22 protein-coding genes and 1 pseudogene are annotated in these 26,429 nt (G+C 57.8%); 15 read left to right on the plus strand and 8 right to left on the minus strand.

Annotation, left to right across the window (positions count from 1 at the left end; all coding sequences use genetic code 11):
• Nucleotides 1-274: 274 nt before the first annotated feature.
• From EVC45_RS21925 to EVC45_RS21935, 3 genes are read left to right on the plus strand one after another with little or no spacing between them, the layout of a single operon-like run.
• Nucleotides 275-1,567, plus strand: a complete 1,293-nt coding sequence (locus tag EVC45_RS21925) for a dicarboxylate/amino acid:cation symporter (RefSeq protein ID WP_129960334.1) — start codon at nucleotides 275-277, stop codon at nucleotides 1,565-1,567.
• A 45-nt stretch (nucleotides 1,568-1,612) separates the two neighbouring features.
• The gene (locus tag EVC45_RS21930) at nucleotides 1,613-3,631 is read left to right on the plus strand and encodes an ATP-binding protein (protein ID WP_129960335.1); all 2,019 of its coding nucleotides are present in this window, start codon (nucleotides 1,613-1,615) and stop codon (nucleotides 3,629-3,631) included.
• A gap of 31 nt (nucleotides 3,632-3,662) precedes the next feature.
• Nucleotides 3,663-5,012: a sigma-54 dependent transcriptional regulator gene (locus tag EVC45_RS21935; RefSeq protein ID WP_129960336.1), complete on the plus strand. Its 1,350-nt coding sequence runs from the start codon at nucleotides 3,663-3,665 to the stop codon at nucleotides 5,010-5,012.
• A 61-nt stretch (nucleotides 5,013-5,073) separates the two neighbouring features.
• Here the strand turns inward: EVC45_RS21935 and EVC45_RS21940 are convergent, their stop codons facing one another.
• Complete coding sequence (locus tag EVC45_RS21940; RefSeq protein ID WP_129960337.1) at nucleotides 5,074-5,610, minus strand: TlpA disulfide reductase family protein; 537 nt, start codon at nucleotides 5,608-5,610, stop codon at nucleotides 5,074-5,076.
• 379 nt (nucleotides 5,611-5,989) lie between these two features.
• Between EVC45_RS21940 and EVC45_RS21945 the strand changes: the two genes are divergently transcribed.
• Nucleotides 5,990-6,520 carry a hypothetical protein gene (locus tag EVC45_RS21945; RefSeq protein WP_306770785.1) on the plus strand — a complete coding sequence of 177 codons (531 nt, stop codon included), beginning with the start codon at nucleotides 5,990-5,992 and terminating at the stop codon, nucleotides 6,518-6,520.
• A 332-nt stretch (nucleotides 6,521-6,852) separates the two neighbouring features.
• Here the strand turns inward: EVC45_RS21945 and EVC45_RS21950 are convergent.
• Both EVC45_RS21950 and EVC45_RS21955 read right to left on the minus strand, forming a co-directional pair.
• Nucleotides 6,853-7,341 (minus strand): annotated as a pseudogene (locus EVC45_RS21950) (ATP-binding protein); the annotation flags it as partial.
• Between the two features lie 223 nt (nucleotides 7,342-7,564).
• A complete protein-coding gene (locus EVC45_RS21955; protein ID WP_129960338.1) occupies nucleotides 7,565-7,987 on the minus strand; it encodes a hypothetical protein in 423 nt (140 codons plus the stop codon).
• 129 nt (nucleotides 7,988-8,116) lie between these two features.
• Here EVC45_RS21955 and EVC45_RS21960 point away from each other — a divergent pair, with 129 nt between their 5' ends.
• From EVC45_RS21960 to EVC45_RS21970, 3 genes are all read left to right on the plus strand, one after another.
• The gene (locus EVC45_RS21960) at nucleotides 8,117-8,323 is read left to right on the plus strand and encodes a helix-turn-helix domain-containing protein (protein WP_306770786.1); all 207 of its coding nucleotides are present in this window, start codon (nucleotides 8,117-8,119) and stop codon (nucleotides 8,321-8,323) included.
• 924 nt (nucleotides 8,324-9,247) lie between these two features.
• Nucleotides 9,248-9,571: a hypothetical protein gene (locus EVC45_RS21965; protein ID WP_129960339.1), complete on the plus strand. Its 324-nt coding sequence runs from the start codon at nucleotides 9,248-9,250 to the stop codon at nucleotides 9,569-9,571.
• Nucleotides 9,572-9,740: 169 nt separating this feature from the next.
• Complete coding sequence (locus tag EVC45_RS21970; RefSeq protein WP_129960340.1) at nucleotides 9,741-13,634, plus strand: hypothetical protein; 3,894 nt, start codon at nucleotides 9,741-9,743, stop codon at nucleotides 13,632-13,634.
• 20 nt (nucleotides 13,635-13,654) lie between these two features.
• Here the strand turns inward: EVC45_RS21970 and EVC45_RS45685 are convergent, their stop codons facing one another.
• Nucleotides 13,655-13,795: a hypothetical protein gene (locus tag EVC45_RS45685; RefSeq protein WP_168991509.1), complete on the minus strand. Its 141-nt coding sequence runs from the start codon at nucleotides 13,793-13,795 to the stop codon at nucleotides 13,655-13,657.
• A gap of 59 nt (nucleotides 13,796-13,854) precedes the next feature.
• Between EVC45_RS45685 and EVC45_RS21975 the strand changes: the two genes are divergently transcribed.
• Entirely contained in the window at nucleotides 13,855-14,478 is a 624-nt protein-coding gene (locus EVC45_RS21975; protein ID WP_129960341.1) for a hypothetical protein, read from the plus strand.
• A gap of 418 nt (nucleotides 14,479-14,896) precedes the next feature.
• On the opposite strand, the gene EVC45_RS21980 is transcribed toward EVC45_RS21975, so the two are convergent.
• From EVC45_RS21980 to EVC45_RS21990, 3 genes are all read right to left on the minus strand, one after another.
• Nucleotides 14,897-15,193: a hypothetical protein gene (locus EVC45_RS21980; RefSeq protein ID WP_306770783.1), complete on the minus strand. Its 297-nt coding sequence runs from the start codon at nucleotides 15,191-15,193 to the stop codon at nucleotides 14,897-14,899.
• A gap of 64 nt (nucleotides 15,194-15,257) precedes the next feature.
• The gene (locus EVC45_RS21985; protein WP_129960342.1) at nucleotides 15,258-16,679 is read right to left on the minus strand and encodes an aminotransferase class V-fold PLP-dependent enzyme; all 1,422 of its coding nucleotides are present in this window, start codon (nucleotides 16,677-16,679) and stop codon (nucleotides 15,258-15,260) included.
• A 63-nt stretch (nucleotides 16,680-16,742) separates the two neighbouring features.
• Nucleotides 16,743-17,624 carry an MOSC N-terminal beta barrel domain-containing protein gene (locus EVC45_RS21990; RefSeq protein ID WP_248295213.1) on the minus strand — a complete coding sequence of 294 codons (882 nt, stop codon included), beginning with the start codon at nucleotides 17,622-17,624 and terminating at the stop codon, nucleotides 16,743-16,745.
• A 379-nt stretch (nucleotides 17,625-18,003) separates the two neighbouring features.
• On the opposite strand from EVC45_RS21990, the gene EVC45_RS21995 reads away from it, so the two are divergent.
• The 7 genes from EVC45_RS21995 to EVC45_RS22025 all read left to right on the plus strand — a co-directional run bounded on the left by EVC45_RS21995 (nucleotide 18,004) and on the right by EVC45_RS22025 (nucleotide 26,194).
• Nucleotides 18,004-18,387, plus strand: coding sequence for a cupin domain-containing protein (locus tag EVC45_RS21995; RefSeq protein ID WP_129960343.1), 384 nt, complete (start codon nucleotides 18,004-18,006; stop codon nucleotides 18,385-18,387).
• Nucleotides 18,387-19,895 carry a methionine--tRNA ligase gene (locus EVC45_RS22000; protein WP_129960344.1) on the plus strand — a complete coding sequence of 503 codons (1,509 nt, stop codon included), beginning with the start codon at nucleotides 18,387-18,389 and terminating at the stop codon, nucleotides 19,893-19,895. The genes EVC45_RS21995 and EVC45_RS22000 overlap by 1 nt, the downstream gene beginning before the upstream one ends.
• Before the next feature lie 28 nt (nucleotides 19,896-19,923).
• A complete protein-coding gene (locus EVC45_RS22005; protein WP_129960345.1) occupies nucleotides 19,924-21,069 on the plus strand; it encodes an FAD-binding oxidoreductase in 1,146 nt (381 codons plus the stop codon).
• Nucleotides 21,066-22,070 (plus strand): ABC transporter substrate-binding protein, encoded by a 1,005-nt coding sequence (locus EVC45_RS22010; protein ID WP_129960346.1) that lies wholly within the window; start codon nucleotides 21,066-21,068, stop codon nucleotides 22,068-22,070. Before EVC45_RS22005 ends, EVC45_RS22010 begins: the two co-directional genes overlap by 4 nt.
• Before the next feature lie 73 nt (nucleotides 22,071-22,143).
• Complete coding sequence (locus EVC45_RS22015) at nucleotides 22,144-23,442, plus strand: SidA/IucD/PvdA family monooxygenase (RefSeq protein ID WP_129960347.1); 1,299 nt, start codon at nucleotides 22,144-22,146, stop codon at nucleotides 23,440-23,442.
• 35 nt (nucleotides 23,443-23,477) lie between these two features.
• Nucleotides 23,478-25,490, plus strand: a complete 2,013-nt coding sequence (gene sbnA, locus EVC45_RS46825; protein ID WP_129960348.1) for a 2,3-diaminopropionate biosynthesis protein SbnA — start codon at nucleotides 23,478-23,480, stop codon at nucleotides 25,488-25,490.
• Nucleotides 25,484-26,194 (plus strand): FAD/NAD(P)-binding protein, encoded by a 711-nt coding sequence (locus EVC45_RS22025; protein WP_129960349.1) that lies wholly within the window; start codon nucleotides 25,484-25,486, stop codon nucleotides 26,192-26,194. Before sbnA ends, EVC45_RS22025 begins: the two co-directional genes overlap by 7 nt.
• On the opposite strand, the gene EVC45_RS22030 is transcribed toward EVC45_RS22025, so the two are convergent.
• Nucleotides 26,175-26,429: transposase (locus EVC45_RS22030; RefSeq protein WP_136624680.1), on the minus strand; the 255-nt coding region annotated here is incomplete at its 5' end. The two genes, EVC45_RS22025 and EVC45_RS22030, sit on opposite strands and share 20 nt — an antisense overlap.

The raw sequence follows: 26,429 nt of genomic DNA on the forward strand, positions 1-26,429 counted from the left end.
CCCGGACGACGCGCGCAGAACCTTGCCGAAAAGCCTATAAAAATCAAGGCTCCGCGTCCGATATCGAGCTGGCATCGACCTTGCAAAATAAAGCGCGTGGCCGCCACGGCCCGACAATAAAGCAAGGAGACAACGATGTCCGATTTCCCTTCCCGGTATTTCTGAATTCGTCGTCTTTGCAGCGGCCCGCTAGCATGCGCCCGCGCGACGACGTATCGTTCGCGTGTCGCGCCTCACGGCGGGTCATCCGCTCATCCCCCTCGCAGGAACCATCGTGAAGAAACCTATCCATAAAGTGCTGTACGTCCAGGTGATCGTGGCGATCATCATCGGCATCGTACTCGGGCATTTCTACCCGAACCTCGCCATCGACATGAAGCCGCTCGGCGACGGCTTCATCAAGCTGATCAAGATGGTGATCGGGCCGATCATCTTCTGTACGGTCGTGACGGGCATCGCCGGCATGGAGGACATGAAGAAGGTGGGCCGTGTCGGCGGCAAGGCGCTGTTGTACTTCGAAATCGTCTCGACCTTCGCGCTCGTGCTCGGCCTCGCCGCCACGCACCTGCTGCGACCCGGCGCCGGCTTCAACGTCGACCCGGCCTCGCTCGACAGCCGCGCGGTCGCGTCGTATGCCGCGAAGGCGCACGGCCAGTCGAGCGTCGACTTCTTCATGCACATCATTCCGGACACCATCACGTCGGCGTTCGCGCAGGGCGAGATCCTGCAGATCCTGCTGATCGCGCTGCTGTTCGGCGCGGTGCTCGCGACCGCCGGTGAGAGGGGCAAGCCGGTGATGAACATCATCGACGGGATCTCGCACATCCTGTTCGGCATGGTGCGCATCATCACCAAGCTCGCACCGATCGGCGCGTTCGGCGCGATGGCCTTCACGATCGGCAAGTACGGCATCGGCTCGCTGCTGCCGATGCTCAAGCTGGTCGGCACGTTCTATCTGACCTCGATCGTGTTCGTGGTGTTCGTGCTCGGCGCGATCGCGCGGATGGTGGGGTTCAACATCCTGCGTTTCGTCGCGTACATCAAGGAAGAGATGCTGATCGTGCTCGGCACGAGCTCGTCCGAAGCCGCGCTGCCGCAGTTGATGCAGAAGCTCGAAAACCTCGGCTGCTCGCGCTCGGTGGTGGGCCTCGTGGTGCCGACCGGCTACTCGTTCAACCTCGACGGCACCAACATCTACATGACGATGGCGGTGCTGTTCATCGCCCAGGCGACCAACACCGACCTCACGTGGGGCCAGCAACTGACGCTGCTCGCGGTGACGATGCTGACCTCGAAGGGCGCGAGCGGCGTGACAGGCGCCGGCTTCATCACGCTCGCGGCGACGCTTGCCGTGGTGCCGACGATTCCGCTGTCGGGCATGGTGTTGATCCTTGGTATCGACCGCTTCATGAGCGAGTGCCGCGCGCTGACGAACATCGTCGGCAACGGTGTCGCGACGGTCGTCGTGTCGGCCTGGGAGAAGGAGCTCGATCGCGCCCGGCTGAACAAGGTGCTGCGCGGCGATGTGCCGGTCGAAGAGCCGGTCGACGAGCCGGCCGGCGTTTGAGCCGGGCTTCGCCAACCCTGTCGTGACCAGCGCGGACGCCTGCTTATGAAACCGGCGTCCGCGCGCTCTTCCGAGGCGTCTATCGCTTCCGGCGGCGATCCGTTACCGCCCTATGCCACAATGTCCGATCCCCATCGATCGGACTTTGCCAACGTGACCCGCCGCCTGCTGATTCTGTTCGCGCTCGCAGCCGGGCTCGCGGCGGCATGCTGGCTCACCTACAGCCTCGCGTGGAAAAACGGTGTCGACACGCTGCGGCGCAACGCCGCCGTGCGCGCCGAGCGCACCGCGAGCGCGCTCAAGAGCACGCTCGAGCGCTACGAATCGCTGCCTTATCTGCTCGCCGAGCATCCGATCGTGCAGGACGTGCTGATCGATCCGAATCCCGCCAACGTCGAGCGCGCGAATCTCTATCTCGAAGACCTGAACCGCCACGCGCGCGCGACGGTCACCTACATCATTTCGCTCGACGGCTACTGTGTGGCCGCCAGCAACTGGCGCGGGCCGGGCAGCTTCGTCGGCGCGGGCTATCAGTTCCGGCCGTATTTCGTCGATGCGGTGAAGGGCGGCGTCGGCCGCTTCTTCGGCATCGGCACGATTTCGCAGGCGCCGGGCTACTACATCTCGCAGCCGGTGCGGCGCGACGGCAAGATCGTCGGGGTGGCGGTCGTCAAGCTCGATCTCGAATGGTTTCAGGGCGTCGACGCGTCCGAGCCGCTCGTCGTCACCGACGATCATGGCGTGATCTTCCTGTCGTCAGTGCCGGCATGGAAGTACCACACGATCCGGCCGCTGCCGGGCCAGATCGCCGATTCGATCTACCAGGCGCGCCAGTACGCGCAGCAGCCGATCGAGCCGCTGCCGGTGACGGTCGAGCGCATGCTCGAAGGCAATGCGCAGATCCTGCGCGTCGGCGGCGGGCGCTCCGCGCCGCGCTACCTCGCGTCGCGGCACGGCATGGGCGAGCCGGACTGGCATCTGATCACGATGTCGCCGGTCGATCCGGTCGATGCCGACGCGCGCAAGGCGACCATCGTCACCGGCTTCGGCTATGTGTCGCTGGTGCTGCTCGCGTTCTACTGGCGCATGCGGCGCGCGCGGGTGCGCGAAATGATGCGCAGCCGCGCGCTGCTGCAGAAGGCCTACGCCGAGCTGAACCAGCGCGTCGCCGAGCGCACCGCGGATCTGTCCGAGGCGAACGAGCAGTTGCACAAGGAAGTCGCCGAGCGCACGCGCGCCGAGCAGGAGTTGCGCGCCGCGCACGACGAACTGATCCAGACCAGCAAGCTCGCCGCGCTCGGCCAGATGGCGGCCGGCATTACGCACGAATTGAATCAGCCGCTCGCCGCGCTGCGCAGTTTTTCCGACAACACGCGCGTGCTGCTCGAACGCGGCGATCAGGCATCAGCGCGCGAGAATCTCGAAGCGATCGCGGTGCTCACCGAGCGCATGGGCAAGATCACGAACCAGCTGAAGCTGTTCGTCGGCCGCGCGCGGCCGCGCAGCGCGCGCGCGTCGATCGTGCGGGCGCTGCGCAACGTCGTCGCGCTGTTGCAAAAGCGTCTGCAGGGCGTCGAGCTCGAGTTCGTGCTGATCGATGCCGCGGCGGACACCGTCGATGCAGCAGCAGACGGCGCGCGCAAGCCGCTGAATCTCGCCGACGATCATCCGGAGCTGGTCGCGAGTTGCGACGATCTGCGGCTCGAACAGGTGCTGATCAACCTGCTCGGCAATGCGCTCGACGCGACCACCGGCATGAGCCCGCCGCGTATCACGATCGAGGTCGAGGCCGGCGATGCGAACCTGTCGATCGCGGTCGGCGACAACGGCCCGGGCATTCCAGACGACGTATTGCCACGCCTGTTCGAACCGTTCTTCACGACCAAGGAAATGGGCCAGGGGCTCGGCCTTGGGCTCGCGATTTCATCGTCGATCGCGCGCGATTGCGGCGGCTCGCTGGTCGCGCGCAACGCGCCGCACGGCGGTGCATCATTCGTGTTGACGCTGCGTCGCGCACGCGTGCAGGCGAGCCCCTCGCACGATCCGCTGACCGCGGGCTCCTGATTTCACACCGAAGCATCACCCGGAACACGCAATGAACGACGGCCTGCAAGTGCTGTATATCGAAGACGACGAACTGGTGCGGCGCGCGAGCGTGCAGAGCCTGCAGCTGGCCGGCTTCGACGTGATCGGCCATGCGTCGGTCGAGGCGGCGGCGAAGCTGATCAACGCGGACTTCTCCGGCGTGATCGTCAGCGATATCCGGCTGCCCGGCGCGAGCGGCCTCGATCTGCTCGCGCAATGCCACGAGCGCGCACCCGACGTGCCGGTGATTCTGGTCACCGGCCACGGCGATATCTCGATGGCCGTGCAGGCAATGCGCGACGGTGCTTATGACTTCATCGAAAAGCCGTTCGCGTCCGAGCGGCTGATTGAAACCGTGCGGCGCGCGCTGGAGCGCCGCAAGCTCGTGCTCGAAAACCTCGCGCTGCGCCGTGAGCTGGCCGGGCAGAACGCGGTCGCGCCGCGCATCATCGGCCGCAGTCCGGCAATCGAGCAGGTGCGGCGGCTGATCGCCAACGTCGCGCCGACCGATGCGTCCGTGTTGATCAACGGCGATACCGGCGCCGGCAAGGAGCTGATCGCGCGCAGTCTGCACGAGCTGTCGCCGCGGCGTGACAAGCCGTTCATCGCGGTCAACTGCGGCGCGCTGCCCGAGCCGATGTTCGAATCGGAGATGTTCGGCTACGAGCCGGGCGCGTTCACCGGCGCGGCCAAACGGCGGATCGGCAAGCTCGAGCATGGGTCCGGCGGCACGCTGTTTCTCGACGAGATCGAAAGCATGCCGCTCGCGCTGCAGGTCAAGCTGCTGCGCGTGCTGCAGGACGGCGTGCTCGAGCGGCTCGGCTCGAATCAGCCGATTCGCGTCAATTGCCGCGTGATCGCGGCGGCGAAAGGCGACATGGCCGAGCATGTCGCGGATGGCTCGTTCCGGCGCGATCTGCTGTACCGGCTCAACGTGGTGACGATCGCGCTGCCGCCTTTGAGCGAGCGTCGCGAGGACATCGTGCCGCTGTTCGAGCATTTCCTGCTCGATGCAGCCGTTCGGTATCAGCGGCCGGCGCCGATGCTCACCGATCGTCAACGTACGGGCCTGATGCAGCGCGACTGGCCGGGCAACGTGCGTGAGCTGCGCAATGCGGCCGACCGCTTCGTGCTCGGCATCGCCGACGAACCGGTGCTGTCGTTCGACGAAGACGGCGGGGTCACCCATCCGCTGAAAGAGCGGGTCGAGCAGTTCGAGCGCGCGATGATCGCCGAGGCGTTGGAGCAGGCTGGCGGCGTGGTCGCGGTCGCGGCGGACCGGCTGCAGCTCGGCAAGGCGACGCTCTACGAGAAGATCAAGCGATATGGCCTGGCGGCCAAAGGGGAAGGGGAGCGATGAGGAGGGCGACGCCGGCAGCGGGGAGTATTGCGCCGGCGCGTGGGGATCTGCTTGACCCGGCTTAAGCCGCGCCAGGCTTCAGCGCTTTCGCTAGCAACTGGTCGAGTTCCGCGAATTGCGGCTCGCCGACATAGCGCTTCAGGATCTTGCCGTCTTTGTCGATGACGAAGGTGGTCGGCGTGAGTTGCACGTTGCCGAACTGCTTGGCGGCCGAGCCGTCGTCCATGGCGACCTTGAACGGCAGCTGACGCGTTTGCGTGTAATTGGTCACGTACATCGGCGCGTCGTAGTTCATCGCCACCGCGACGAATTCGAGGCCCTGGCCCTTGAAGCGGTTATAGGTCTCGACCATCTGCGGCATTTCCTTCATGCAAGTGTCGCAGTTGGTTGCCCAGAAGTTGACGAGATAAACCTTGCCTTTCAGGTCCGCGGTGGTGAGCTTCTGTCCGGATAGCAGCGTGAAGGTCGCATCGGGCACGCGCTGCTGGCCGGCAAACGCGAAGTAACCGGCGACGGCAAGCGCGATGGCCACGGCCACCGCAATCAGATAGCGAAGCGGGTTCGTGCGCCGGGCGGCGGTCGGTGAATTGGAACTCATGAACGGAACCTCGTGAGTCGCGCGCGGCGCGGAACAATGGGGCTAGGTGATGGCGCTGAGCCGGTGCTGAATAGCTTTTCTATTGTAGCTCCATTGGGGCGGCTGCGCCGAAATGGCGGGAATGCGCCGTTGCGCGCGCCGGGCCGGTAACCGATCAGCGGATAATGACGCTTTACGCTCCGCAAACCCGATCTTTCGCCCCATGCTCCGAACCGTTCTTCGCTTCCGCTGGTTTGCTTCCCGAGTAGTTTCCCGCGCGGTGGTCCGCGTTCCGCACTATTTCCCGTTGATCAGCCGATTGCGCGCCTGCCTCGCGGGCCTCTTCGAACTGCCGAGTCTTTTTCCTCGCGCCTTCACGCGGCCCCGTCACGCTCGCACCGTGATCGGCGCGGCCGGGGCCGCGCTGACGCTCGGCGTCGCGCTCGGCGCCTGCACGCCGACCTTCGACTGGCGCACCGTGATGAACAACGACAACGGCTACACGGTCGACTTCCCGGCCAAGCCGGGCAATGACCAGCGCGCGGTGCAGATCGACGGCACGCCGATGCAGATGGCGATGCAGAGTGCCGAAGCCGGCAACGCGGTATTCGCGGTCGGCACCGTGATGCTGCCCGACGACAGCGACGCGACTCAGCGCGCCGCACTCGATTTCCTGCGCGCGGGACTGGCACGCAACGTCGGCGCGACGCCCGATGCTCACGCCGTGCAGATCCCGCTGGCGGCGGGCGGCAAGACACCGGGCCTGGAAATGACGGTGAGCGGCGTGGCGGGCGCCAAACACGAGACGCGCACCGTGTATGCGCGGCTCGTCGTGCGCGGCCGGCATGTGTACCAGGCCGCGATCATCGCCGATCAACCGCTGCCACAGGACCAGATCGACCAGTTTTTTTCGTCATTCCAGCTGTACTGATCGCGGCGTTTTTTGCCGATCGAAGGCGCCTCAGAGCGCAAGGCGCAGTGAAAGTTCCTTCGCAGGTTTGCGCGCTAATTACCGGTTTACGTTGAGATTTTTGAGTTAGGCATGCAACCTGTGGATAACTCTGTTGAGAAGTCGGCTTCAATGGCCGCAAATGCCCATCAGGCGGGCCTTTCGTTAGAATCCAAGGGCGTAGGGGATTTTAAAAAAGTCAATTAAATCAACGCCTTCGCGAGATGCCCGTCGAGGTGCTCCTGATTTGTATCAAAATCTAACAGGATCGCGGGTGTGTGAATAAGTCAAGTCTTGACAGTCGATTTTTCTCATCACAACGAGCCAAAAGCGCGACGGTATTGAATCGCCTCGGCGATTTGCGCGGCGTTCGGCATCGCCGCGCCGGCCAGGTCCGCGACGGTGCGGGCGACCTTCAACACCCGGTAGTACGCCCGCGCCGACCAGCCGAAGCGCTCGCCGGCTTCGCGTAGCAGCGCTTCGCCCGCTGTGTCCGGACGGCACACCTCGTCGACTTCGCGTCCGTCCAGTTCGCGGTTGGTCTTGCCTTGCCGGGCCACTTGCCGCTCGCGCGCGGTGCTTACGCGGTGCGCGATCGCCGCGCTCGCTTCGCCCGAGGCGGCGGCGCGGGTGGCGAGTTCGGCGGCGGTCAGCGCGGGAATTTCGAGCTGGATGTCGATGCGGTCGAGCAGCGGTCCCGACAACTTACGCAGATAGCGCGCCGCAACTTCCGGCGTGCAGCGGCAGCGCCCGCCCGGATCGCCGCGCCAGCCGCAGGGGCACGGGTTCATGGCTGATGCTAGCAACCAGCCATGTGGTGAAATCGTTCCGAGCATTTTTTCAAATAGGGCAAGCGCCGCAGGCGCGCGTCAGACTCAAGTGTGTTCAACTGAGGAACCGCTGAAAGCGGCTGTCCACACCCTGGCGGTGTGGGCAGCTCAGTTGTGCACACGGGGTGAAATGAGATGTGTTGGGGTTAGATGTTCTTCGCAAAAAACATAAAAGTGGTGTGTCCAGAGCCCTGCGTCACAGCTCTAGTGAAAAGACGGTCACTTGCCCGTCAGCAGTTTGGGCGCAGGAGGCGGGAAACTCTAGGGCAGCCCAACTGCCGTCATGTCGTCGATAAGAGTGGATGGCGGGAGACGTGACCTGCGTGGTCCTGCGAATTTCGAACAGAGGTTCAAACCTTGGACCTTGTTCGCGCTCGCCGAGAGCAATTACGTGCGCGGCGACAATTCGGCTGCCGGGCGTTGCCGCAATGTCGAGCAATTCCTCGACGCCAGACGCGAGAAGAAATCGAAAATTTGATGTCTCCGGTGGCGTATCGAGTTCAATCAAAAATTTGGGCGCGACTGTTGTCAGCGCCATGCGACTCCAAGGTCTAAGCGGCGCCGCGAGTTGAGCAAGCGTGCCGTTGGTCACTTCCCAATTGTTTTGTGTAAAAAACATGTGTGTCGTTGGCGAATTTCGCCTCAAATCAATGCGAGGGTGCAGATTGTGACTTAAAAGCTACTGACGGGGAAGCGGCGCGTATCCAGTATCACGCGCATGCAATACAACGCCCCTAATGTCCCCCCGATGAGTGCGCGGGCTTTGCTCGCCCACAATCTCCGTCGGATGCGGGCAGACCGAGGGTGGAGCCAGGAGGACTTGGCGGCAGCATGTGGGCTAGACAGATCGTTTGTCGCTCATGTAGAGCGAGCGGCTAGAAATATTTCGATCGATAATATCGAAAGACTGGCAATAGCCTTCGGTGTAAAGATCGCCGATTTGTTTAGCATCTGAAGGCGGATAAAAATTCAAGATTCCGCGCTTATCCGTTTTGCGTTCACGCGATAATGACCGGGAATGCCAACCGAAACGGGTGCTCGAAGTGGCGCGACAAGAATTCGCCGGCGATCCAGACGCGGGATCGGGGGCGCAAGCGGGCTAACGCTAGTCCCGGGTTCATGGTGAAGCGCAGTGGCGGCCTCGACGGCGTTGTCTGATCACGGTTGCCATCGATGCAGGGAATGTTCCGTTGAATCGCTGTGCGATCTATGCGCACCATATTCTCGCGCCATGGCACATTCTTGTATGCCGGTGCATGTTAAAGAGGTGCGCGATAAGAGGGCGTTGCGTCAATGTGTCTGCCGAAAAGTCAGGGTTCGAGCGGCTTGTATCTCAATTACGCATTAGACGCGGCTTCACAGTATGTCGAGCAGGAAGTCCGATCGTGGAACTTGTTATATCTGATTCGCTAAGACATCGGGTCAAAGTCAAGCCCATCATTCGCCTCAAACGCAAACTGCGAGGACGTCGCCGTCGCTGATGGTCTTACTTAGTGAAACTAGGTGACTCGCGCATTCCGCCCGCAAGATCTTCCGCTCGATCGCGATCAATGGCCCGACCGTGTCCAATTAACCTTTCCCGCGTAGCGATCTCGTTTTTATCCGCTATCTCGCGCCGCTCTGGTTCTAACTCATCCGGCGGGTCCAGATCGAGGATCTCTCGCGGGTGCTGAGCCACCACGTCGCGCCCGTGCACGATACGACGTCTCATACGTTGCACTTCGTCGGCGGGGGCTCTCATATCTGCACTGGCGAAACGGAAGTGGCATGTCGATCAAGGCTAACAATGTTATGTTCAGGACTTTGCCGGACGGCGTTATTGTCGCTTGAGGAACGTTTCGGGACGAGCGTGGCAGCGCGGTATGAGTCGAGGAATGAAATGCAGCAATCCGTGAGCGGGAGGCCGGAGAAAACCGACGAACTGGTGCGTATGAGCCCGGGTGTGGTTTTTCATCGCGACGTCCTTTTGCCGGCGAAGCCGCCGCAGGGGAGCAAGTCTGCAACGGACCAGTTGCGCCGGGTGACGCCCGATGCGCAGTACCTGATGCTGACCGGCAAGCGTCCTGTTCGGACGCCGGAAAAGCCACTGGACGGCAACCGATGTCTAAGCATGTCCAAAATGTTCCGAGAATCAGGTTTCCTGATACGAACCTACGACGATTTGTTGAACGACGCGCAGCAACATGCCTTGCTGACTGGGTAAATCCGGTATCCACCAGGGATTCGATAACAGGACCAACGCGTTGACGGAACAGAAGGTGCGGCTGGCAGTTGTCCGATGGCGAGCAGTAGAGTGATGTTGAGTGACGGACACAATTCTGACGGAATCGGCGTGACGGCGTTGAGTCGTTCGCGATGCAAGCACACTGAAAATGATCTTCGATATCTCACCCTCTCAGGTTGAATCTCTGAATAGCTTGCAACTGGTCGAGCTGTTGCGAAAGCTACTTCATGCTGAAGCGCAAAGTGCCGGAATAGCCCTCCGGGGCGTCTCCGCGCCCCTGCAGATCACCATCGCGGATGGTGGGGAGGATGCTCGGGTGCACTGGACCGGCGGAAATGATGATACCGATTACCTCCCTTGTCGCATGAATGTATTCCAGTCCAAAGCAACAGATCCTGCACCGGCTGGTTGGAAAAAGGAGGTGTGGACAAAGGCCTCGCAGAAAGACGGCGTGCCGCGGGTATTGAACGATGCGGTTTCGGCCGCGATCGCTGGGCGCGGTGCATATATTGGATTTACCTCGGCACCAATCGTTGGCAACAAGCTTAGCCGGCGGCTTTCTGGAATCAGGGAGGGTATTCGGGAGGCCGGCGCGAATCCGGACGATCTGGAGTCCATCACTATCTACGATGCCAACCAGATTGCCGCCTGGGTCTGCCAGCACCCGGCCGTAGCGGTTTGGCTGAATGAAGAACAGAACGGCGTTCCCCTAGGCGGATTTCAGACGATCGACGGCTGGGGAGGGCGAACGGATTTTGGCGCGATCAAGCTCGTCGATGACGAGGCGCCCCGCTATGTAATCGGCGACGCTGACAACGGGAAGGTCCAAACCGGCGACGCGCTAAGTTCACATCAAGCAAGGGAACGGATCTTTGAGCACATTGCCGAGCCGAAGCGGTGTGTTCGAGTCATCGGTCCATCCGGGATCGGCAAGACCCGCTTTGTGTACGAGCTCTTCCGTGACCGGAACACCTTAGAAAGAGCCATCACAGGTGTGTCAGCGATCTACTGCGACTTTCGGAGCATTGGACAAGAGCGCCTTCACCAGGTTGTCGCGGCCATGGCTGGACATGGCGCTCCGGCACTAGTCGTTGTCGATGAGTGCCCGCGTGAGTCTGCGGCCGTTCTGGTCGACATCGTGTCCAATACGCATAGCCGACTTCGACTGATTACTATTGATATCGACGATCGCACGATCGCTGCGGAGAACGTTCTCAATATTTCAGTATCGAGAAGCGATGATGCGCTTGTTGAAGGGATCATCCGGCAACGGGCTCCGAACGCCGATGGTACAACGATCTCGTACCTCAAGAATCTCTGTGGCGGGTTCCCGCGAATCGCCGTTCTTGCCACGGACAATCACTTGGGCGGTATGCCGGCACTTAAGTCCATGGAGGATGTTGTCGAACGGGTCGTGACGGGCTGTGGCCTCGGCGACCGGGATCAGTTACGTGCCATCGAATGCTTGGCATTGTTTGATCGCGTAGGGGCAGAAGGGGACGTGGCCGCACAGCTCGATCTCGTTGCCGAAGGGCTCGCGCGGCAGTCTGGGGACGAAATGTATGAACACCTGTCCGCTGCGTCGAAGCATGAACTGGTCGACCGCCGCGGCTCATTCTTTCGCGCGCAACCACTTCCGATCGCTGCCTTTCTCGGTGCCAGAAGAATTGAGCTACTGCGCACCGAAACGATCTTGCGGTTCATCGAGTTTGCCCCGAACGACCTGGTTCGCGCGTTTTTAGAGCAGTGGCGGTATTTTGATCGGACACGCACCGCCGTAGCGGTAGCTGAGAAGCTGCTAGGACGCGAAGGACGATTCGGAGTGCTGGATGCGTTGAATTCTGAGTTCGGAGCCCAATGCCTGCACGCTTTATCTCATGTCGCACCGGACACCGCCGCTGAAACTGTCCGGCGAGTTTTCGGCGAAATGCCGCTTGACGAGCTTCGGGAGCTCGGCGGTGGACGGCGTTATCTCGTTCTGGTGCTCGGAAGACTTGTCTTTCGTCGCCAGTCTTTCCGTTTGGCGGCCCATCTGCTGATGCGTCTCGCAGCAGTGGAGACCGAGAGTTGGAGTAACAACGCGACGGGTCAGTTCAAGCAGTTGCTCCAGATAGAACTCTGCGGAACCGAGGCAGAACCTTCGGAAAGGTTCGCCGTCGTCGATCATGGCATCGCATCTGGCGACGAGCGACTCATTAACGTGTGCGTCGAAGCGCTCGCGACGAGTCTTAGTCATACATATTTCTCCCGAATCTCAGGCGCAGAGGAAATCGGCAGCCAACCGCCCCTGAGGGATTGGCGTCCCCAAACCTGGGAGGAGGTGTTTGATTTCCATCGACGAAGCCTCGCTACCCTTGAGAGGGTTCGCACCGTACACAGGTCTTTCGAGAATCGCTGCGATGAAGTTCTCGCCACCAGTCTGCGAGGAATTATCTGCGAACCCCTTATCGCGGACATTGAGGCGGCTGTGCATGGCGTCGTGCAGCGGCGGGGAATCTGGCTCGAAGGAATCCAGGCGGTCGGACTATGGCTCTACTTTGACCGCAATGGCTCTCCAGATGAATTTCAGCAACGAGTTAGGGCTTTGTATGACAGATTGATGCCCGCTGATTTGATTCATCTCGCCCTTCTCTACACAAAGTTCTGGGTGAGTGACCTCTACGATCCCGATCTGGAGTACGGCCGGAGTGACGATACTACTCTGGACTTCGAATATCCGTCACGAAAGGCGAAAGAAGTAGCCGTGCTGATTGCGAAGGACGAAGATCTTGTGGTGCGTGCGGTACGCGAAATGACGTCTCAGGAGCTCAACAACGCTCATCCCTTTGCCTACGAACTGGCCAGAAATGTCGCGGACCCGATGACGACCTTCAAGCTCGCGCTTGATGTGATTAACGAATCGGCTGATCTGGAGGGGATCGGATTCCTTCGGGGCCTGCTCGCAGGCATCGATGACCGTGACAGCAGTGTCGCGGATAAGTGCGTCCAGTTGGCGCTCGCCAGTGAAGCCTTGAAACCGAGAGCCATCGAAATCCGGATGGCCGTGAAAATCTCGGTAGAGCGCCTCGTTGAAATCGTCGAGAGCGTCAAGGCAGGTACCCTCGCTGCGACTCAGTGCGTCTATCTGTCTTACGGACGAGGGCTCGCCCATTTGAAGGCCGACCAGATCTTCCCGTTGGTCGACGAACTGGCGAGCAACCACAAAGGGGAAGGTGGCTGGTCTGCCCTTGAAATCATCTCGATGTATCAGCACAGTCGAAGTGATTTCGATTCTGATCTGGCTGACCGCGCCAAAAACATTCTCGTATCGCCGACGCTTCTTGGGGAAGTCAGGCGCGGCAACCGGGACGGCTACCTCTTCGAAAGCATGGTCAGGTCGATTCGCGACCACGCCGGACTTGATGACCGTTGGGTGGAAAAGTTGGGGGAGCAGTTTGTTCGTCTCTGCCAAGTCGGCGACGGCGAGGTTTTCGATGCTCTTGATGATCCGGTCCGGAAAAGCGTCAAACTTCTGGTCACCGAACGGCCGCTCGCGCTGTGGCAGGTAGTCGCCCGATTTGTCGAGCGCGCTACCCCGACCGAGCGATCTCACCTGACTCGTCTGATAGGTCAATCGAGGCGGGGTTATCGTCGCGATGGAGATAGCGAGAACGGCGCAGGTCCCTTGTTCGGTATTCCCGAGGCAGAGTGCTTCGAGTGGGCGGATGCCGATGCGCCGACGCGCGCGCCGTTTCTCTGCGAATTCTATCCGCTCTTCGAAAAGGATGATGCCGGAGATACCGCTTGGCATCCGGCCATGGAAGGGCTCGCGGCCAGATACGGCGAGCACGCCGCGTTTCGTGACGCGCTCAACGGTCGACTCCATATTGGCGCCTGGTCGGGTTCATTGGTCCCTTATCTGGAGGCCTACTTCGTTCCGCTCGAGTCCTGGTACGGCCATAGAATTTCGGGGCTTTCCTTTTGGGCGAAGGAAACGCGCCGCAAGCTCGATGAGCGCATCGCGTGGGAGAAGAAGATTGCAGGGGAGGATTCCGATTCATGATGACGGTGACCTGATCCGAGCTACCAGTCGATGCGGTGCTTTTCTTCGCCGGGGTTGTTGCGCAACAGGCGCTGGCCAAGACGCCCGTCGGCCGTTTGTGATCCAGGTCCGATGATCGTGGGTCGATATTTCATTTTGCTCGCGGGGATCGACATCGTCACGGCGGGCTCGTCGCGGCCTGCGCAGGCGGGATGGTTTTACGTGTCAGGATCAACGAATAATGGAAACGCTCCACGCTATCACAAGAATTTCCGGCAAACGGCGGGCCGTGTTTCGGGTTCCTACCGTCACGCGCGGCGACGTGTTTATGTCCGTCGCCGATCCCTCCGTTCAAAGGGCTGTGGTCGAGGTGGACGCAATCCGTTTTCTGGAACTCTGGCGGCAACCATATAGCAGTCATCCGGAAGTCGCGCACCTTGGCCCGAAAGACTGGCCGTCCGACTACAAGTTTCATCATGCCGAAGCTGGTTTTTCGAAGGGTGAATGGAATCCGGTGCCGCTCGCTTCTGTTTCGTGTGGTGTATATGTCGAACAAGTAAAGATAGTGAGGTCTCGCTATTTCGGTATCCGAAAGTATGTTGAGTGGCAGGAAGGGCCACCTTCGAACTTGCTCGGTTTCACGAATGGGATCACGCGAACTATCTGGCTACTCACGGCGGGCGTATGCGTATTCCCGGTTGAGTGCGGAGCGGAACATGCGGCGTTGCTTCAGCGGCTGGCAGGGCTGCCAGATAGCGACCCAAGGACAGTTGCCGATCTTCTTCCAGAGCCCACCGAGACGCAATATTTCGAAGAATTACGGGCTGATGAGGAGCGCATCCGGCAACGCTACGCGAGCAGGTAGCCCGTTATCTTGTCGGGAAACCACGGGGATGGCCAGGTCTCCAGCTGAACGCAACCGCGAAGCTGGGCCGCGTGCCACGGTAGCTGGTTTGGCGTAACGACCTTTTTGTACAATTTCCGGCGGCGACTACCCGTCGATGCGGCGCTTTTCCTGGGTTTCGCGGTGGCGCTACTCGTCCTGCTTGTACAGCGGCTGGCGAATTGAAAGTGTCACAGGCAAGCTGCCGTGGAACCGTCAACTGCACGGGCGAATGGATGATGGCGTTCGTGATTCATGCATGTTCAAGATTTACGGTTTCCTGTTATGCGGTCGTACGTGGCTGTACATCAGTCATATCATATCTGCCTGGAACAGAACGCGAGATCGCAGGGTGAGTTCTCGCACGATCCCGTGTACTTCCAGATCGCGCTAAGCAATATCAGGTTTCGTGACGTGAACGTCCGTTTGCACGTGCCGCCGAGGGGGCGCCATGGACCTGACCATGCAGCAACGCGGTCTGCTGCGCGAGTGCATCACGTTCACGGCGTAGATCGCGGGCCTCTTCCATCACATTGGCGAGGTGCTTTTCGTGCCGTTCGGCGAGTCGACGATGTTCGGCGGCATCGGCCGAGATTCGCTGGACGTCGGCAACGAGCCACTCATTGTGCTGACGGGTTTTCGAAAGCGCAGCCTCGGCGCGTCGCTGTGCATCACGTGCTTCCTCGGTCTGCAGCATGACGCGCTTCTGGACACTATCGAGCCGGACCGTCGCCTAGTCGACTTTGACCCGACGGCGGAGGCTATCCCCTACAGCTGCTAATTGCTTGGGCAACCGCCGCGACGGTCCGCTCAACATCATCAGATGTCGTCCGCCAATTACAGACAGAGATGCGCATGCATCGTTGTCCGCGCCAAGTCGTGCCCCCAAAAAAAGCCTCCCCAGACGCCGTTACGGCAGATATCACCGCATCAGTACGAGCGTCATGGTCGGCAGACCCGGCCCCCGGCCTGGGATCTAGGAATCGAACCAAACCCTGATTGATTTCCGATCGCCACACCACTTCACCGCCATCCAACGCGCCGATCCGATCCACGAGCTGACCAGCAAAACGGCAGGTCCTATTTATCAGGTCAGCTACACCGCTTCTACCCAACTGCTTTAAGGCGGCATATGTCGCGACAGATCGGCCACGACGCGACCACTCAGCATTCCAATCGATAGGATCGCGCGCGCTGTCGACACGGGCAAGATAGCTCTCTTTATGGGATACCGATCCGAAATGAGCGTCTCTGTCGGCGACAAACACGTAACCGCAGTCGTAAGGCACATTAAGCCATTTGTGTCCATCAGTGACCCAGGAGTCCGCGTCATCGATTCCTTCTACGAGGTACCGATGCACATCGCTCGCGGCAGTCCATAGACCAAAAGCGCCATCGATGTGCACCCAAGCGTGACGAGAATGAGCTAGCGCGATCAGCTCCCTATAATTATCGAATACGCCCGTGTTAAGGTCGCCGGCTTGCAGCACTACAACGGTTAAGACGTCCGGTTTTTGATCAAGAGTCGCCTGCAACAAGTCGAATGGAAGCTTTCCTTGCTCGTTTGATTCCAGGCGGACGAGCGCGTCCCGCCCCAAGCCCAAGATGCGCAAGGCGCGCTCCAACGAACCATGGTATTGATCGCTGGTTAGAATTCTCACTTCAGGAGCGCCTCGCAAGCCGCGCTTTTCGACATCCCATCCAACCCGTGCAAGAAGCGCATGCCGCGCTGCTGCTAGTGCAACTACATGCGCCATCTGAGAGCCTGTCGTCAGTGCGAAACTCGCAGAGGCCGGTAGATGCAGGACGTCCTTTAACCATGCTCCGCAAACCTCTTCGATTACTCCTTCAGCCGGACTGCTAGCGTGCATGGCCGCGTTCTGATCCCAAACGGACGTTAACCAATCAGCCGCAACAGAGGCAGGCAACGCTCCGCCAATTACGTACGCGAAAAATCGACCTCCAGCGCTCCCGACGATGCCGTCAGATGCATCCTTAACGAGTTGATCGATCACCTCACACGCGTCAGTGCCGTCCTCTGGCAGAGCGCTCAGGAAGCGAGCACGGAGTTCATCAAGCGTGGCACTGGCATTAACTTTTGAGTTCGCCAGTCCTTCGATGTAATTTTTTGCATAGGTAAGTGCGTTGTCGAGAACCGCTGTCTCTTGGGCCAGGCTTTTCATAATTTTCCTTTTATATATGAGCAACGAAAGATCGGTGGAACGGAGGCGCAGCGCTGTATTGATTCACATGTCCGGAAAGGCGAACTCGGCGGTGACTTCCTGACCCACTCTCAATTCACTTCCTTCTCCTGAGGAGACCACCGCGTTTTGCCCGAAAACGATTCCACCTTCCATCCGAGGACTTCGCCGATACAAAGACAGAGTGTCAAGAGGCTCATGAGGCGAGCTAGTCCTCGGTTTTCCTGTCGCTTGGTCTATCGTTGTAACGACACATCGAGTGCATGGTTTGCAAAGTCTGAAAACGAGCTCGGTTTCATCGAATTCAATGGAAATATTTTCTATGTAGTCCTCTTCAAATGGCTCCCAGCCTTCGACTACTATGTTGGGCCTGAACCGTTTCATCTCCACCGGAGCAACGCCGCGCGATGCCAGACGAGAGTTAAGGTCATCAAGAGAGCCTTGTCCGATGATCAAAAAAGGGAACCCATCAGTCAATCGAGTGGTGGCGCGCGCGGTAGTCCAGTTCTCGTCTACCAACCGCTCCGCACCTTTGTCGAAGCGCACCAACCGAGATTTGACTCCCAAAAAATCTGAAAACCACTCTGCCGCCTCCGCGCCTGCGTCAATGACACGAACGTCATCGCGCCATAATCTGACGGCGTAGCGCTGCTCCGTTACTACAGTCGCTGAGGCGTCTGGTAGTGCGTGGTCCTGCATGCCCTGTGCAGAAACTATCAGGTTCTTTCCGTCAGAAGACATTCTTGGCTTCACTAACGCGAGCTCGGACGTTTGGCGCTGGCTCAAGAAATGGCCTTCCTCATCAATCAGCATCCACTCGCGATCCAGCTTCAATCCGTCAGCCAGGACTGTGCAATGTTCGAGGTCGATGCCTGCGCAAGATTTAATTGGATAAGTCGTAATGCATTTTATATGTGACATAAGCATGACCGTCAAAGCCAATCGCGTGTGCGCAAGTTCACGTATTGTGAATTTGTTCGCTCTCACGTAGCGGGGCTATTAGTAAATTATCGAGCGTAATCTGTCAATGCAAACGAGCCGCGCTGAGCTAATTGATGCGTATTGAATTATGTTACATTTTATTTTTCATTCGGTTTAGTAATTCTAAATTCAAGATTTAGAACAATTGGCTTGTTCATAGCCCTTAGCATCGCGAATACTGCGCAGGCACTCGGAGCTGCCTTGCCTCCGCGTCCTTATCAGCGCCAATTAACAATGGTTCTGCTTTTACTGCGCCGTGCGAAATCACGCAGGGTGCTCACAAGCATTGACAAAGCCCACGAAAAAATCTTTTGCGGAGTACGTTATGCAGCCTTTCGAAATGTTCCGAAAGATGGATTGGTCGAAAATGGTTTACGACTTTGATGTGGATGGCTCGCAGCTACTCCCGTGGCAGGGATACCCCATGCCATTTGGCGGTGCATGGTGTATTGCAAAACCGCACACCAGAAGTCGTCCGCATACTCAAATTGACCAGGAGATATTTATTGCCGTGAAAGGATCGGCAAAACTGGTCATTGGAGAATCTACGTATGATTTTGAGTTCGGAGATATCGCGGCGATTCCGAAGCATACGGATCATTACGTTGTAAATGAAACGGACGAGGATTTTCACTTCTACGTGGTTTGGTGGGATGAAAATCACGCGTCTCGTTTCTTTCGGGAAACAGGGGCGGAGGTTTCTAAATAATGGCAAATATTATTGTTACCATCACGCCCCCAACTCCCAACGGCGATTTGCATATCGGCCACCTATCGGGCCCATTCCTGGGAGCGGACGTCTTTGCCCGTGCGCAACGGCAACGAGGTCACAACTGCGTCCTTGTTTCATATTCAGATGATTACGAGTCGTACATGCTGCGACGAGGCCGTGAGCTCGATCGCGATCCCGTCGAGCTCGCCCGCGAAAACACGGAGAAGATGACCGGTTCGCTTAAGCTTGCTGGTATCGAAATCGATCATTGGATGTCCCCATACGGAAATCACCACTACCGCGATGCGGTTCGTGAAATTTTTTGCTCTGCCGCGGAAGATGGTGCAATAGAGTTCCGCGATTCTGCGGAGCCATACTGTCCGAGCTGCGATGTATGGGGTTACGAGGCCTTCGGAAGAGGGAACTGCAACCATTGCGGAGCGGATTCGGACGCCAGCCAATGCGAACACTGCGCTAACACTCCAGATGCAAAGAAAATGCGGAATTTTCGATGCAAGCTTTGCGGCAGCGCGCATACATGGCCGATCGTAAATCGCGCCTTCCTTCGTATTAGTCCCTTTGCCAACAGGCTTAAGGCGGTTTTCGCGGAAACGCCATTGCGTACATCAACGCGAGCCTGGATTCAGCAAGCACTGTCCGCATCGCTGGAAGACTGGGGTGTCACACGGCCGCACGACGGAGGACTTGACCTTGCGCCAGATGGTTCGTGCAGGGTTCAAACATGGTTCATGTCGCTTGCCGGTTACATCGCCTCCTTTCGAGAGTTCTTCTCTGGCGATGCTAACAAGGATGCTATTTTTGCAAAATATTGGAAGACCGACGGCAGCATTCTTGCGAATTTCATGGGATACGACTGCCTCTACAGCCATGCGATTGCGATGCCGGCTCTGTTGATGACTATGCCAGGTTACAAGGTCAAGCAACGCTTCTATGCAAATCAGTTTCTGACGCTCAATGGGGAAAATTTATCTACTAGCCGAAACTACGCTATCTGGATACGTGATCTGGTCGCCGAAGCCTGTCCCGACAGCGTCCGACTCTATCTCGCGTCGGTGGCGCCCGAGGATAGCACGTCAGATTTCAATATCGAGGTATTCCGGAAATGGCGGGCGGATACATTTGTCAATCAATACGCCGCCCTGATCGATGCCGCCGCAAAAAAGGCTTCGGAGCATTGGCTTGATGGGCTCGATTCTGACGATAAAGTATATGTCCTGTCCGCCAGAGCGCGCTGGTTCAACGCGACATCGCTTGACCGTTTCTCCATCCGCTCTCTTGCCCAGCTTGTCCTTGACCTGCTTACGCTTTCTTATGACAGGCTGGAAAAGCAACGCTCGTTTAAGCACCTCCTAGTTCTGGCTGCGATTTTCGGCGAGCCGCTTCATCCCGCGTTATCAGCACGTATTTTGCGTTCCTGCGAAATCGATCGAGATGCCGCTCTTGCCGATGTTATGACAGGCAGTGCTGCCGAATACTCCATCTAAGCATCGTATCCCGGTCGAGGAAGGGCTTATGACAACGCGAGCAGATTTCGATGCTGTGATCGTGGGAGGGGGCGTCACCGGTGTCGCGATAGCTGCGAGTCTGGGCATAGCCGGTAAGCGCGTCGCCGTCATTGATCGCGCCCGTTGCGGGGCCGCTGGCGCGACCTCCCTCACCGGAGGCATCGTGCGCACTTACGACCGGGATTCGTGCATAACTCATCTTGCCGCCAGGGCAATAGCTGAGCTGCGCACAACCGCCGTCGGGCGAATCATGCAACGTGCACTCCTTAGAACTGGCGTGCTGCATGCCGTCCCGCTCGCGGAAGAGGGAACTGTCAAGGATGCGATATCCCGATTTTCGTCGTCCACTTACCCCATGACGCTCTTGAGCCGCGATGAGGCGATCAAAATGACCGGCTTTGTTGGGGGGGCACCAGAAAGGCTTTATCTATGGGAGCGCGACGGCGGTCAGGCAGATGCCGTCCTTGCTGTGCGGTCGCTGCTCGCAACGACTCGTACTAACGGACTGGTTCTGGAGGGACATCAAGTACAGGGAATATCCGGGAAGCTCGGAGACGTTCAAGTGCGATTGCGCAACGGCGTGCTTCGAACAAAGATCGCTGTGATCGCGGCCGGATCGTGGTCCACATTGCTCCGCACAGAGCTTCCGATTGTCAACCATACCATTCCATTTGCGCGCTTCTGGAGTCCTCAACCGCTAGCCTTCCCGGTCATCGATGCAATCGCCGGCACGTATGCACGGCCGCTAGGTTCCAGTCTCGTGCAAGTCGGCTCGTCAGTAAGATCCTACGGTGTACCGGCAGATTGCATACCATCGCCATCAATTCACCAGGTGAATGATGCATACGAACGCTTCTCGGCTATGACGGGCTGGACTTCTTCACCTCGTTCAGCACTTGATGCCGGCGTGGGGGTCGACGGCTATTCCGCAGACGGTAGACCAATCTGCGGATTTCTAAACGAAAGCGACGGCATCTACGTCGCCGCGGCGATGTCCGGGATTGGCTACAAGCTGGCTCCCGCAATCGCGTCGATCGCGACAGCAGATGTTTTGGCTGCGCTTTCGTCGCGCACTAACGACGAACCAAGCGTGCACTACCTTCGGCCTAATCGATTCGTTACAACAGCAATTCCTGCAGAGGTGCAGCTATGAGCGGGCAAAAAATGAAGGTGGGCATTTCAGCGATCTTTGATCCGCGAATTACATCGCACGGCCGGACACTTCTGCGCTCTCTTGAGCTATTTCGAAACCACTATCGGCCTGCCGTGTCCGTCACCTACGAATTTGCTGACGATAACGCCGATCGAAACACAGCGATCAATGTCGCTGAACAATTCGTCAAAAAATCTGTAGACGTAGTGGTTGGGCATTTCTCTTCGGATGCTGCCGTGGCAGCTGCCCCGATCTATGGCGCTAGCGGAATTCCGCTGCTTCTGCCCGCCGCGACCGCCAGCGCCGTTACAAACGATAACAACAATGCGTTCAGAATTTGCCCGAACGATACTGCGCTCGCGAGCCGGCTTGTTAATTTCGTGATTCAACGCGGATGGTCAACGATCTGCATCAGTAGCGACGAAAGCCTCCACGGAAGAATGTTGGCAAGAGAGATCGAGATTCACACAGAGCGTTCAACGATAACATTGACTTCGAATGCTTCCTCTGCAGACGCGTTGGTGTTCGCTGGCCGACTTGCGGCGAGCGGCCATTTCGTCTCCGCGATGCGGACGCGACAAATTAATGCTCCGATCATCCTTACTGATGACGCTGCGTCCGCCTCTCTTCCGAGCGTCGTTGAAAAACCAGGTGAATTGCACATTGTGAGTTTCGCGCCAGCGTATTCGATCACACAAGGTCAACGATTCTGCAGTTTGTATAGGCTTACCTACGGTGTCGATCCCGACGTCTATGGCCTCGAGACATTTGCCGCCTTGCAGGTCGCCGTCGAGGCTAAGGCATGCGGCCCGAGCATGTTGAAAACTATCTCCGAGGGATTTTTCACTACAGCCGTCGGAGCGGTGCAATTTCAGCGCGGGGAACGGGCAGGTGCACCCCATGGTTTATGGAGCGTGGGAGGCAGAAGCCTTCTATTTCAGGCACTGCTGGACGATACCGTTCCCGTTAGTCAAACGAAAGGCGAATCGGTCCTCTATTGAGCGCAACGTCGATTCCTTTATGCCGCGCAATGATCTACGGGTTGTAGCTGTCCATCTTTTGGCGGAGCGTTTGATGAACAATGATTTTCGCTGCATCACTGAAGTCAATGCTCTCGGTATTGGCTTCGGGCCAGCCGGGATAGCGCTCGCAGGTGCCATTGCCGATTCAATGGAGTATGGCTCGGCGTCTCCGATCGGAAACGTAAGATTTCTCGAAGCGTCCTCAATCTCGGCATGGCATCCCGAGTTTATCCTGCCAGGCACTGATATAAATCACCATGTGTTTCGTGATCTAGTTACACCACGAAATCCGAGAAGCCGCTTCTCTTTCGCGATGTACCTTCATGAAAAGGGGCGCCTGTATAAGTTCGGCATCCTCGGTCGCCCGGCCAGTCGTCAGGAATGGTCCGACTACGTTTCTTGGGTCGCCGAGCAACTGTCGCATCTCGTCTCATACGAGCAGCGAGTTCTTGAAATCCTACCGAATGTTCGGGATGGCGTGCTGGTCAGCCTGGATGCAGTGACGTCCGGCGGCGTCTGGAGATCGAAGCAACTCATTCTTTCAACCGGAAGCTATCCAGCCATTCCTGATGCGGTGCGCCCGTATTTGGGAACCCATGTTTTTCATACATCTGAATACTTAAGCAGAATCGAAGCCTTTGGTTCACGGCTACCTAAGCGCTGGCTAGTCATTGGCTCTGGACAGAGCGCCAGCGAAGCGATCATCGACATCTTTCAAAGACGGCGAGATTGCAATGTCGTTTCGTTGCATCGATCAAGTGGCTTCAAGTTGGCCCAATTCGGCCACTTTCCCAATCTGGCATTCGTACCGGAGCGCGTTGACTATTTCCACAGCCTCAACCCTGATGCCAGAGAACGACTGTTTCGCGAGGTCAAATCGACAAACTACGCCGGTATTGACCCTGACGAAAGCCTGGCGTTGTACTCAATGATTTATGAGGATGCGATCATTGGTCGAGAAAGATTAACTGTGCGGCCGTTCAGCGAACTTGTCAGTGTGAATCGTCATGGTGATTGCTACCGGATCGTCCTTCGTGACGTATTCAAAGACGAAAAGACAGAGCTTCTGGTCGACGCGATATTGCTTGGTACCGGATATCAACAGCCGAAAATTCCTCCATTGTTAGCAGCCTTGCAGCCATGGCTGGACGTTACAGACGAAGGCGCTCTGTCGATCGAGCGAGATTACCGAATCAAGCTCAAGGGTAGGTGCGATGTATCAATCTTTGCTAACGGGCTTTCTGAGCGAAGCCACGGAATAAGCGATGCACAGTCATTTTCCTTATTGGCTCTAAGAGCCGGACGCATCTTTTCTGCGATGGAACAGCAACCCCAGACCGTGTCAATCTAGCCGACGCGGATTGCGTATTCAAGAAGAGGAATCAAATGTTCAAGACCGTATCGCAGATGATTCACGACAACGTCTTTTTGCGTGTCAAAGGTCTCTCGCTGAACAACGTATTTCTAAAAATTGAGTCGTTCAATCCGGCCGGCTCCGTGAAGATGAAAACCGCGCTGGGGCTCCTACAAAGTCTCGAATCAGAGAATCGTATCAAGCGAGACTCTGTATTGATTGAATCCTCATCCGGTAACCTTGGCGTAGCGCTCAGTCTACTTTGCGCAGAGCGTGGGTACCGCTTTGTGTGCGTTGTAGATCCGAACACCTCACAGCAAAACGTAAAAACAATGCGAGCGTACGGAGCAGAGGTTGTTACCGTTAGTCGAAGAGACAGTAACGGCGGGTATCTCGGAACCCGTATCGCTTATGTCCAAGATGCTTTGAAATCTGACGGGAGGTTTATATGGCTGAATCAATACTCTAATCCCGAGAACCCAAAAGCGCATGCGCGGACAACCGCGCTGTCGATAGCAAAGAGTTTTGATCACGTGGATTATCTGTTCGTTGGTGCCGGCACAACCGGAACGTTGATGGGTTGTGTCCAGTACTTTCAGCAGCATCGACCTGCAACGAAAATCATTGCAGTCGACAGCGTGGGATCTGTAACCTTCGGCCAACCCGCTGGGAAACGGTTCATCCCAGGACTCGGCTCAAGTCAAAGACCTCCAATTTTTGAGGATACGGGCATCCACGAGCGCATCATGATTCCGGAGGCTGATACGGTTTCGGCGTGCCGGCGACTGGCGCGCACCAACGGCATTCTCGTCGGGGGATCTACGGGCACCGTCATCGCCGCAGTTGAGTCGATCGCCGAACGCATTCCTCGCGATGCAATAGTCATTGCGATCTCGCCGGATCTCGGCGATCGTTATCTCGATACCGTCTACGACGACGAATGGGTGCGTCATAGATTTCCAAGTGCCCTGCCAACGGAGGGCAATGGCAACACTTCCGATGATCGAGGCTCGCCATCGGTACCTACCCACGTCACCCAGTCACCATCCTTCTCAGTGGTGCCAGGACGAGCCGTGAAGGAAATCCTTGATCGAGATCTAGTCAGCTGCATCCACGATGTCAGGATGACCTATCTTGCTCATCAGGCCGGAGAGACAATCAATCCGGATAGCTATTTTCTTCGTTTTCCAAAATTTCCGCGGAACAGAATAATCGCACTCCCCGCGTCAATCGACGGCGAGGTGCGCGCAACAGGAATCAAATGGATTGCAAGCTATCCGAAAAACACGGAGAGAGGTTTGCCGCGAGCATCTGCGACCTTGATCCTGAATGATCCAGAAAGCGGCTTCCCGTACGCCTGCCTTGAGGCCTCCTACATCAGCGCTGTTCGCACTGCGGCATCGGCGGTTCTTGCCGCGACTCATTTGAACGATGGAAAGAAGAGCGCGCCTGCTATCGGATTCATTGGCGCAGGGGTGATAGCCCGAACGATTGCGAACATGTTCCAAGCTGATTCATGGTCATTCGAGCAAGCTAGAGTCTTCGATCTGGACGATATCTCCCGAAAGTCTCTGGTCGCTCACCTTGCCTCCACAGGACAAAATGTTCACGAATGCGCGAGCGTTGCGGAGGTTCTCGAATCTGACATTGTCGTATTGGCGACAAACGCGTCGGAACCGCATATCACTGAACCGAACAGCTTTCGCCCAGGGCAAATCATTCTTAACATTTCATTGCGAGATGTCGGTGCAGATTTGATTTTCAAATCCACCAATGTCGTCGACGATGTCGAACATTGTCTTAAGGCTGATACATCTCCTCATCTTGCCGAGAAGAAATTTGGACATCGCGACTTCATCGCAGGAACCATCGCCCAACTTATTTCCGGTGATCTGCTAATGGATCGCAAGAGACCATTGATTTTCTCTCCGTTTGGACTCGGGGTCCTTGATCTAGCTTTGGGCGTTCGCGTGCTCGCAGCAGCACAGGCGGAGGGGGCCTCGATCGCAGTTCCGGATTTCTTCGCGGAGACGACCAGATGGTAACCGATGCTCTGAACACTCTGAGAGCTGGCTCACTGACGGTAGGAATCATTGGCCTGGGGCCTAGAGGGCTGTCTGTTCTTGAGCGCCTGCTCGCTATGGCTGAGCGTACAGCCGTACGTCTTACCATAGCCATTTTTGAGCCGGGTGAGCTTGGAGTCGGTGTTCATGCCGTAGATCAACCGGACCATCTGGTGCTGAACACCATAGCGTGTCAATTGACCGCCTTCCCGGATCCAGCGTCGCTTGAAGGGGCGAGCGAACGCCCTGGCCCTTCGCTCTACGAATGGAGTAAGGCGGCTGGCTTAAAGGTTCATTGTTCCCAAGGCGACTGCCATCAACGCGATGTAGAGCCGACAGATTTCTTACCGAGATGTCACTTAGGCCGCTATCTATCGTGGGCCTACTCACATTTCATTGCGCAAGCCCCGGCAAATGTCACTATCGAGGAGTTTCGCGAGAGCGCAATACGAATGGAGCGATTGCCGCTCTCAGATCGTTATCGGATTGTCGGCGAAACCGGTAAAGAGATTGAGGTGGACAAAGCATTCATCACTATCGGGCACGCGCGGAACGCCGAGCAACCTCGCAATCTCGCCGTTGCTGCTGGCCCTACGGCGCTCGCAACGGGTGCTCTAAGTATTCCCAATCGTGAAATTTTTGAGGCTCTTTTGAAATTCAAATGGGTTATGCAGTATGCGGGTTGATCGAAGTGAAGTTGAGCTTGCCAGCGATCAGGAACAGCACGGTGCGCATGGTTTCGAGATTCGCGTAGCCACGAGCACGCCGCTTGGCGGCCTGAAACAGGCCGTTGATAGCCTCCAGAAAGCCGTTGGTCTGGCGCGTCTGGGTCCATGCGACGATGCCGTCGAAGTGTTTTCGGATCATGCGGGCGACCTCCTTCATGGGTTCAACCTTGGAACGCATCACATTGGTACACCA

The sequence above is a fragment of the Paraburkholderia sp. UYCP14C genome (genome assembly GCF_004197395.1).
Classification (GTDB): domain Bacteria; phylum Pseudomonadota; class Gammaproteobacteria; order Burkholderiales; family Burkholderiaceae; genus Paraburkholderia.

Coding starts and splice junctions, on each gene's coding strand:
- EVC45_RS21930 (WP_129960335.1), top strand. CDS start 1,613: ATGAAACCGGCGTCCGCGCGCTCTTCCGAGGCGTCTATCGCTTCCGGC.
- EVC45_RS21935 (WP_129960336.1), top strand. CDS start 3,663: ATGAACGACGGCCTGCAAGTGCTGTATATCGAAGACGACGAACTGGTG.
- EVC45_RS21940 (WP_129960337.1), bottom strand. CDS start 5,610: ATGAGTTCCAATTCACCGACCGCCGCCCGGCGCACGAACCCGCTTCGC.
- EVC45_RS21955 (WP_129960338.1), bottom strand. CDS start 7,987: ATGTTTTTTACACAAAACAATTGGGAAGTGACCAACGGCACGCTTGCT.
- EVC45_RS21960 (WP_306770786.1), top strand. CDS start 8,117: ATGAGTGCGCGGGCTTTGCTCGCCCACAATCTCCGTCGGATGCGGGCA.
- EVC45_RS21965 (WP_129960339.1), top strand. CDS start 9,248: ATGCAGCAATCCGTGAGCGGGAGGCCGGAGAAAACCGACGAACTGGTG.
- EVC45_RS21970 (WP_129960340.1), top strand. CDS start 9,741: ATGATCTTCGATATCTCACCCTCTCAGGTTGAATCTCTGAATAGCTTG.
- EVC45_RS21975 (WP_129960341.1), top strand. CDS start 13,855: ATGGAAACGCTCCACGCTATCACAAGAATTTCCGGCAAACGGCGGGCC.
- EVC45_RS21980 (WP_306770783.1), bottom strand. CDS start 15,193: ATGCTGCAGACCGAGGAAGCACGTGATGCACAGCGACGCGCCGAGGCT.
- EVC45_RS21985 (WP_129960342.1), bottom strand. CDS start 16,679: ATGAAAAGCCTGGCCCAAGAGACAGCGGTTCTCGACAACGCACTTACC.
- EVC45_RS21990 (WP_248295213.1), bottom strand. CDS start 17,624: ATGCTTATGTCACATATAAAATGCATTACGACTTATCCAATTAAATCT.
- EVC45_RS21995 (WP_129960343.1), top strand. CDS start 18,004: ATGCAGCCTTTCGAAATGTTCCGAAAGATGGATTGGTCGAAAATGGTT.
- EVC45_RS22000 (WP_129960344.1), top strand. CDS start 18,387: ATGGCAAATATTATTGTTACCATCACGCCCCCAACTCCCAACGGCGAT.
- EVC45_RS22005 (WP_129960345.1), top strand. CDS start 19,924: ATGACAACGCGAGCAGATTTCGATGCTGTGATCGTGGGAGGGGGCGTC.
- EVC45_RS22010 (WP_129960346.1), top strand. CDS start 21,066: ATGAGCGGGCAAAAAATGAAGGTGGGCATTTCAGCGATCTTTGATCCG.
- EVC45_RS22015 (WP_129960347.1), top strand. CDS start 22,144: ATGAACAATGATTTTCGCTGCATCACTGAAGTCAATGCTCTCGGTATT.
- sbnA (WP_129960348.1), top strand. CDS start 23,478: ATGTTCAAGACCGTATCGCAGATGATTCACGACAACGTCTTTTTGCGT.
- EVC45_RS22025 (WP_129960349.1), top strand. CDS start 25,484: ATGGTAACCGATGCTCTGAACACTCTGAGAGCTGGCTCACTGACGGTA.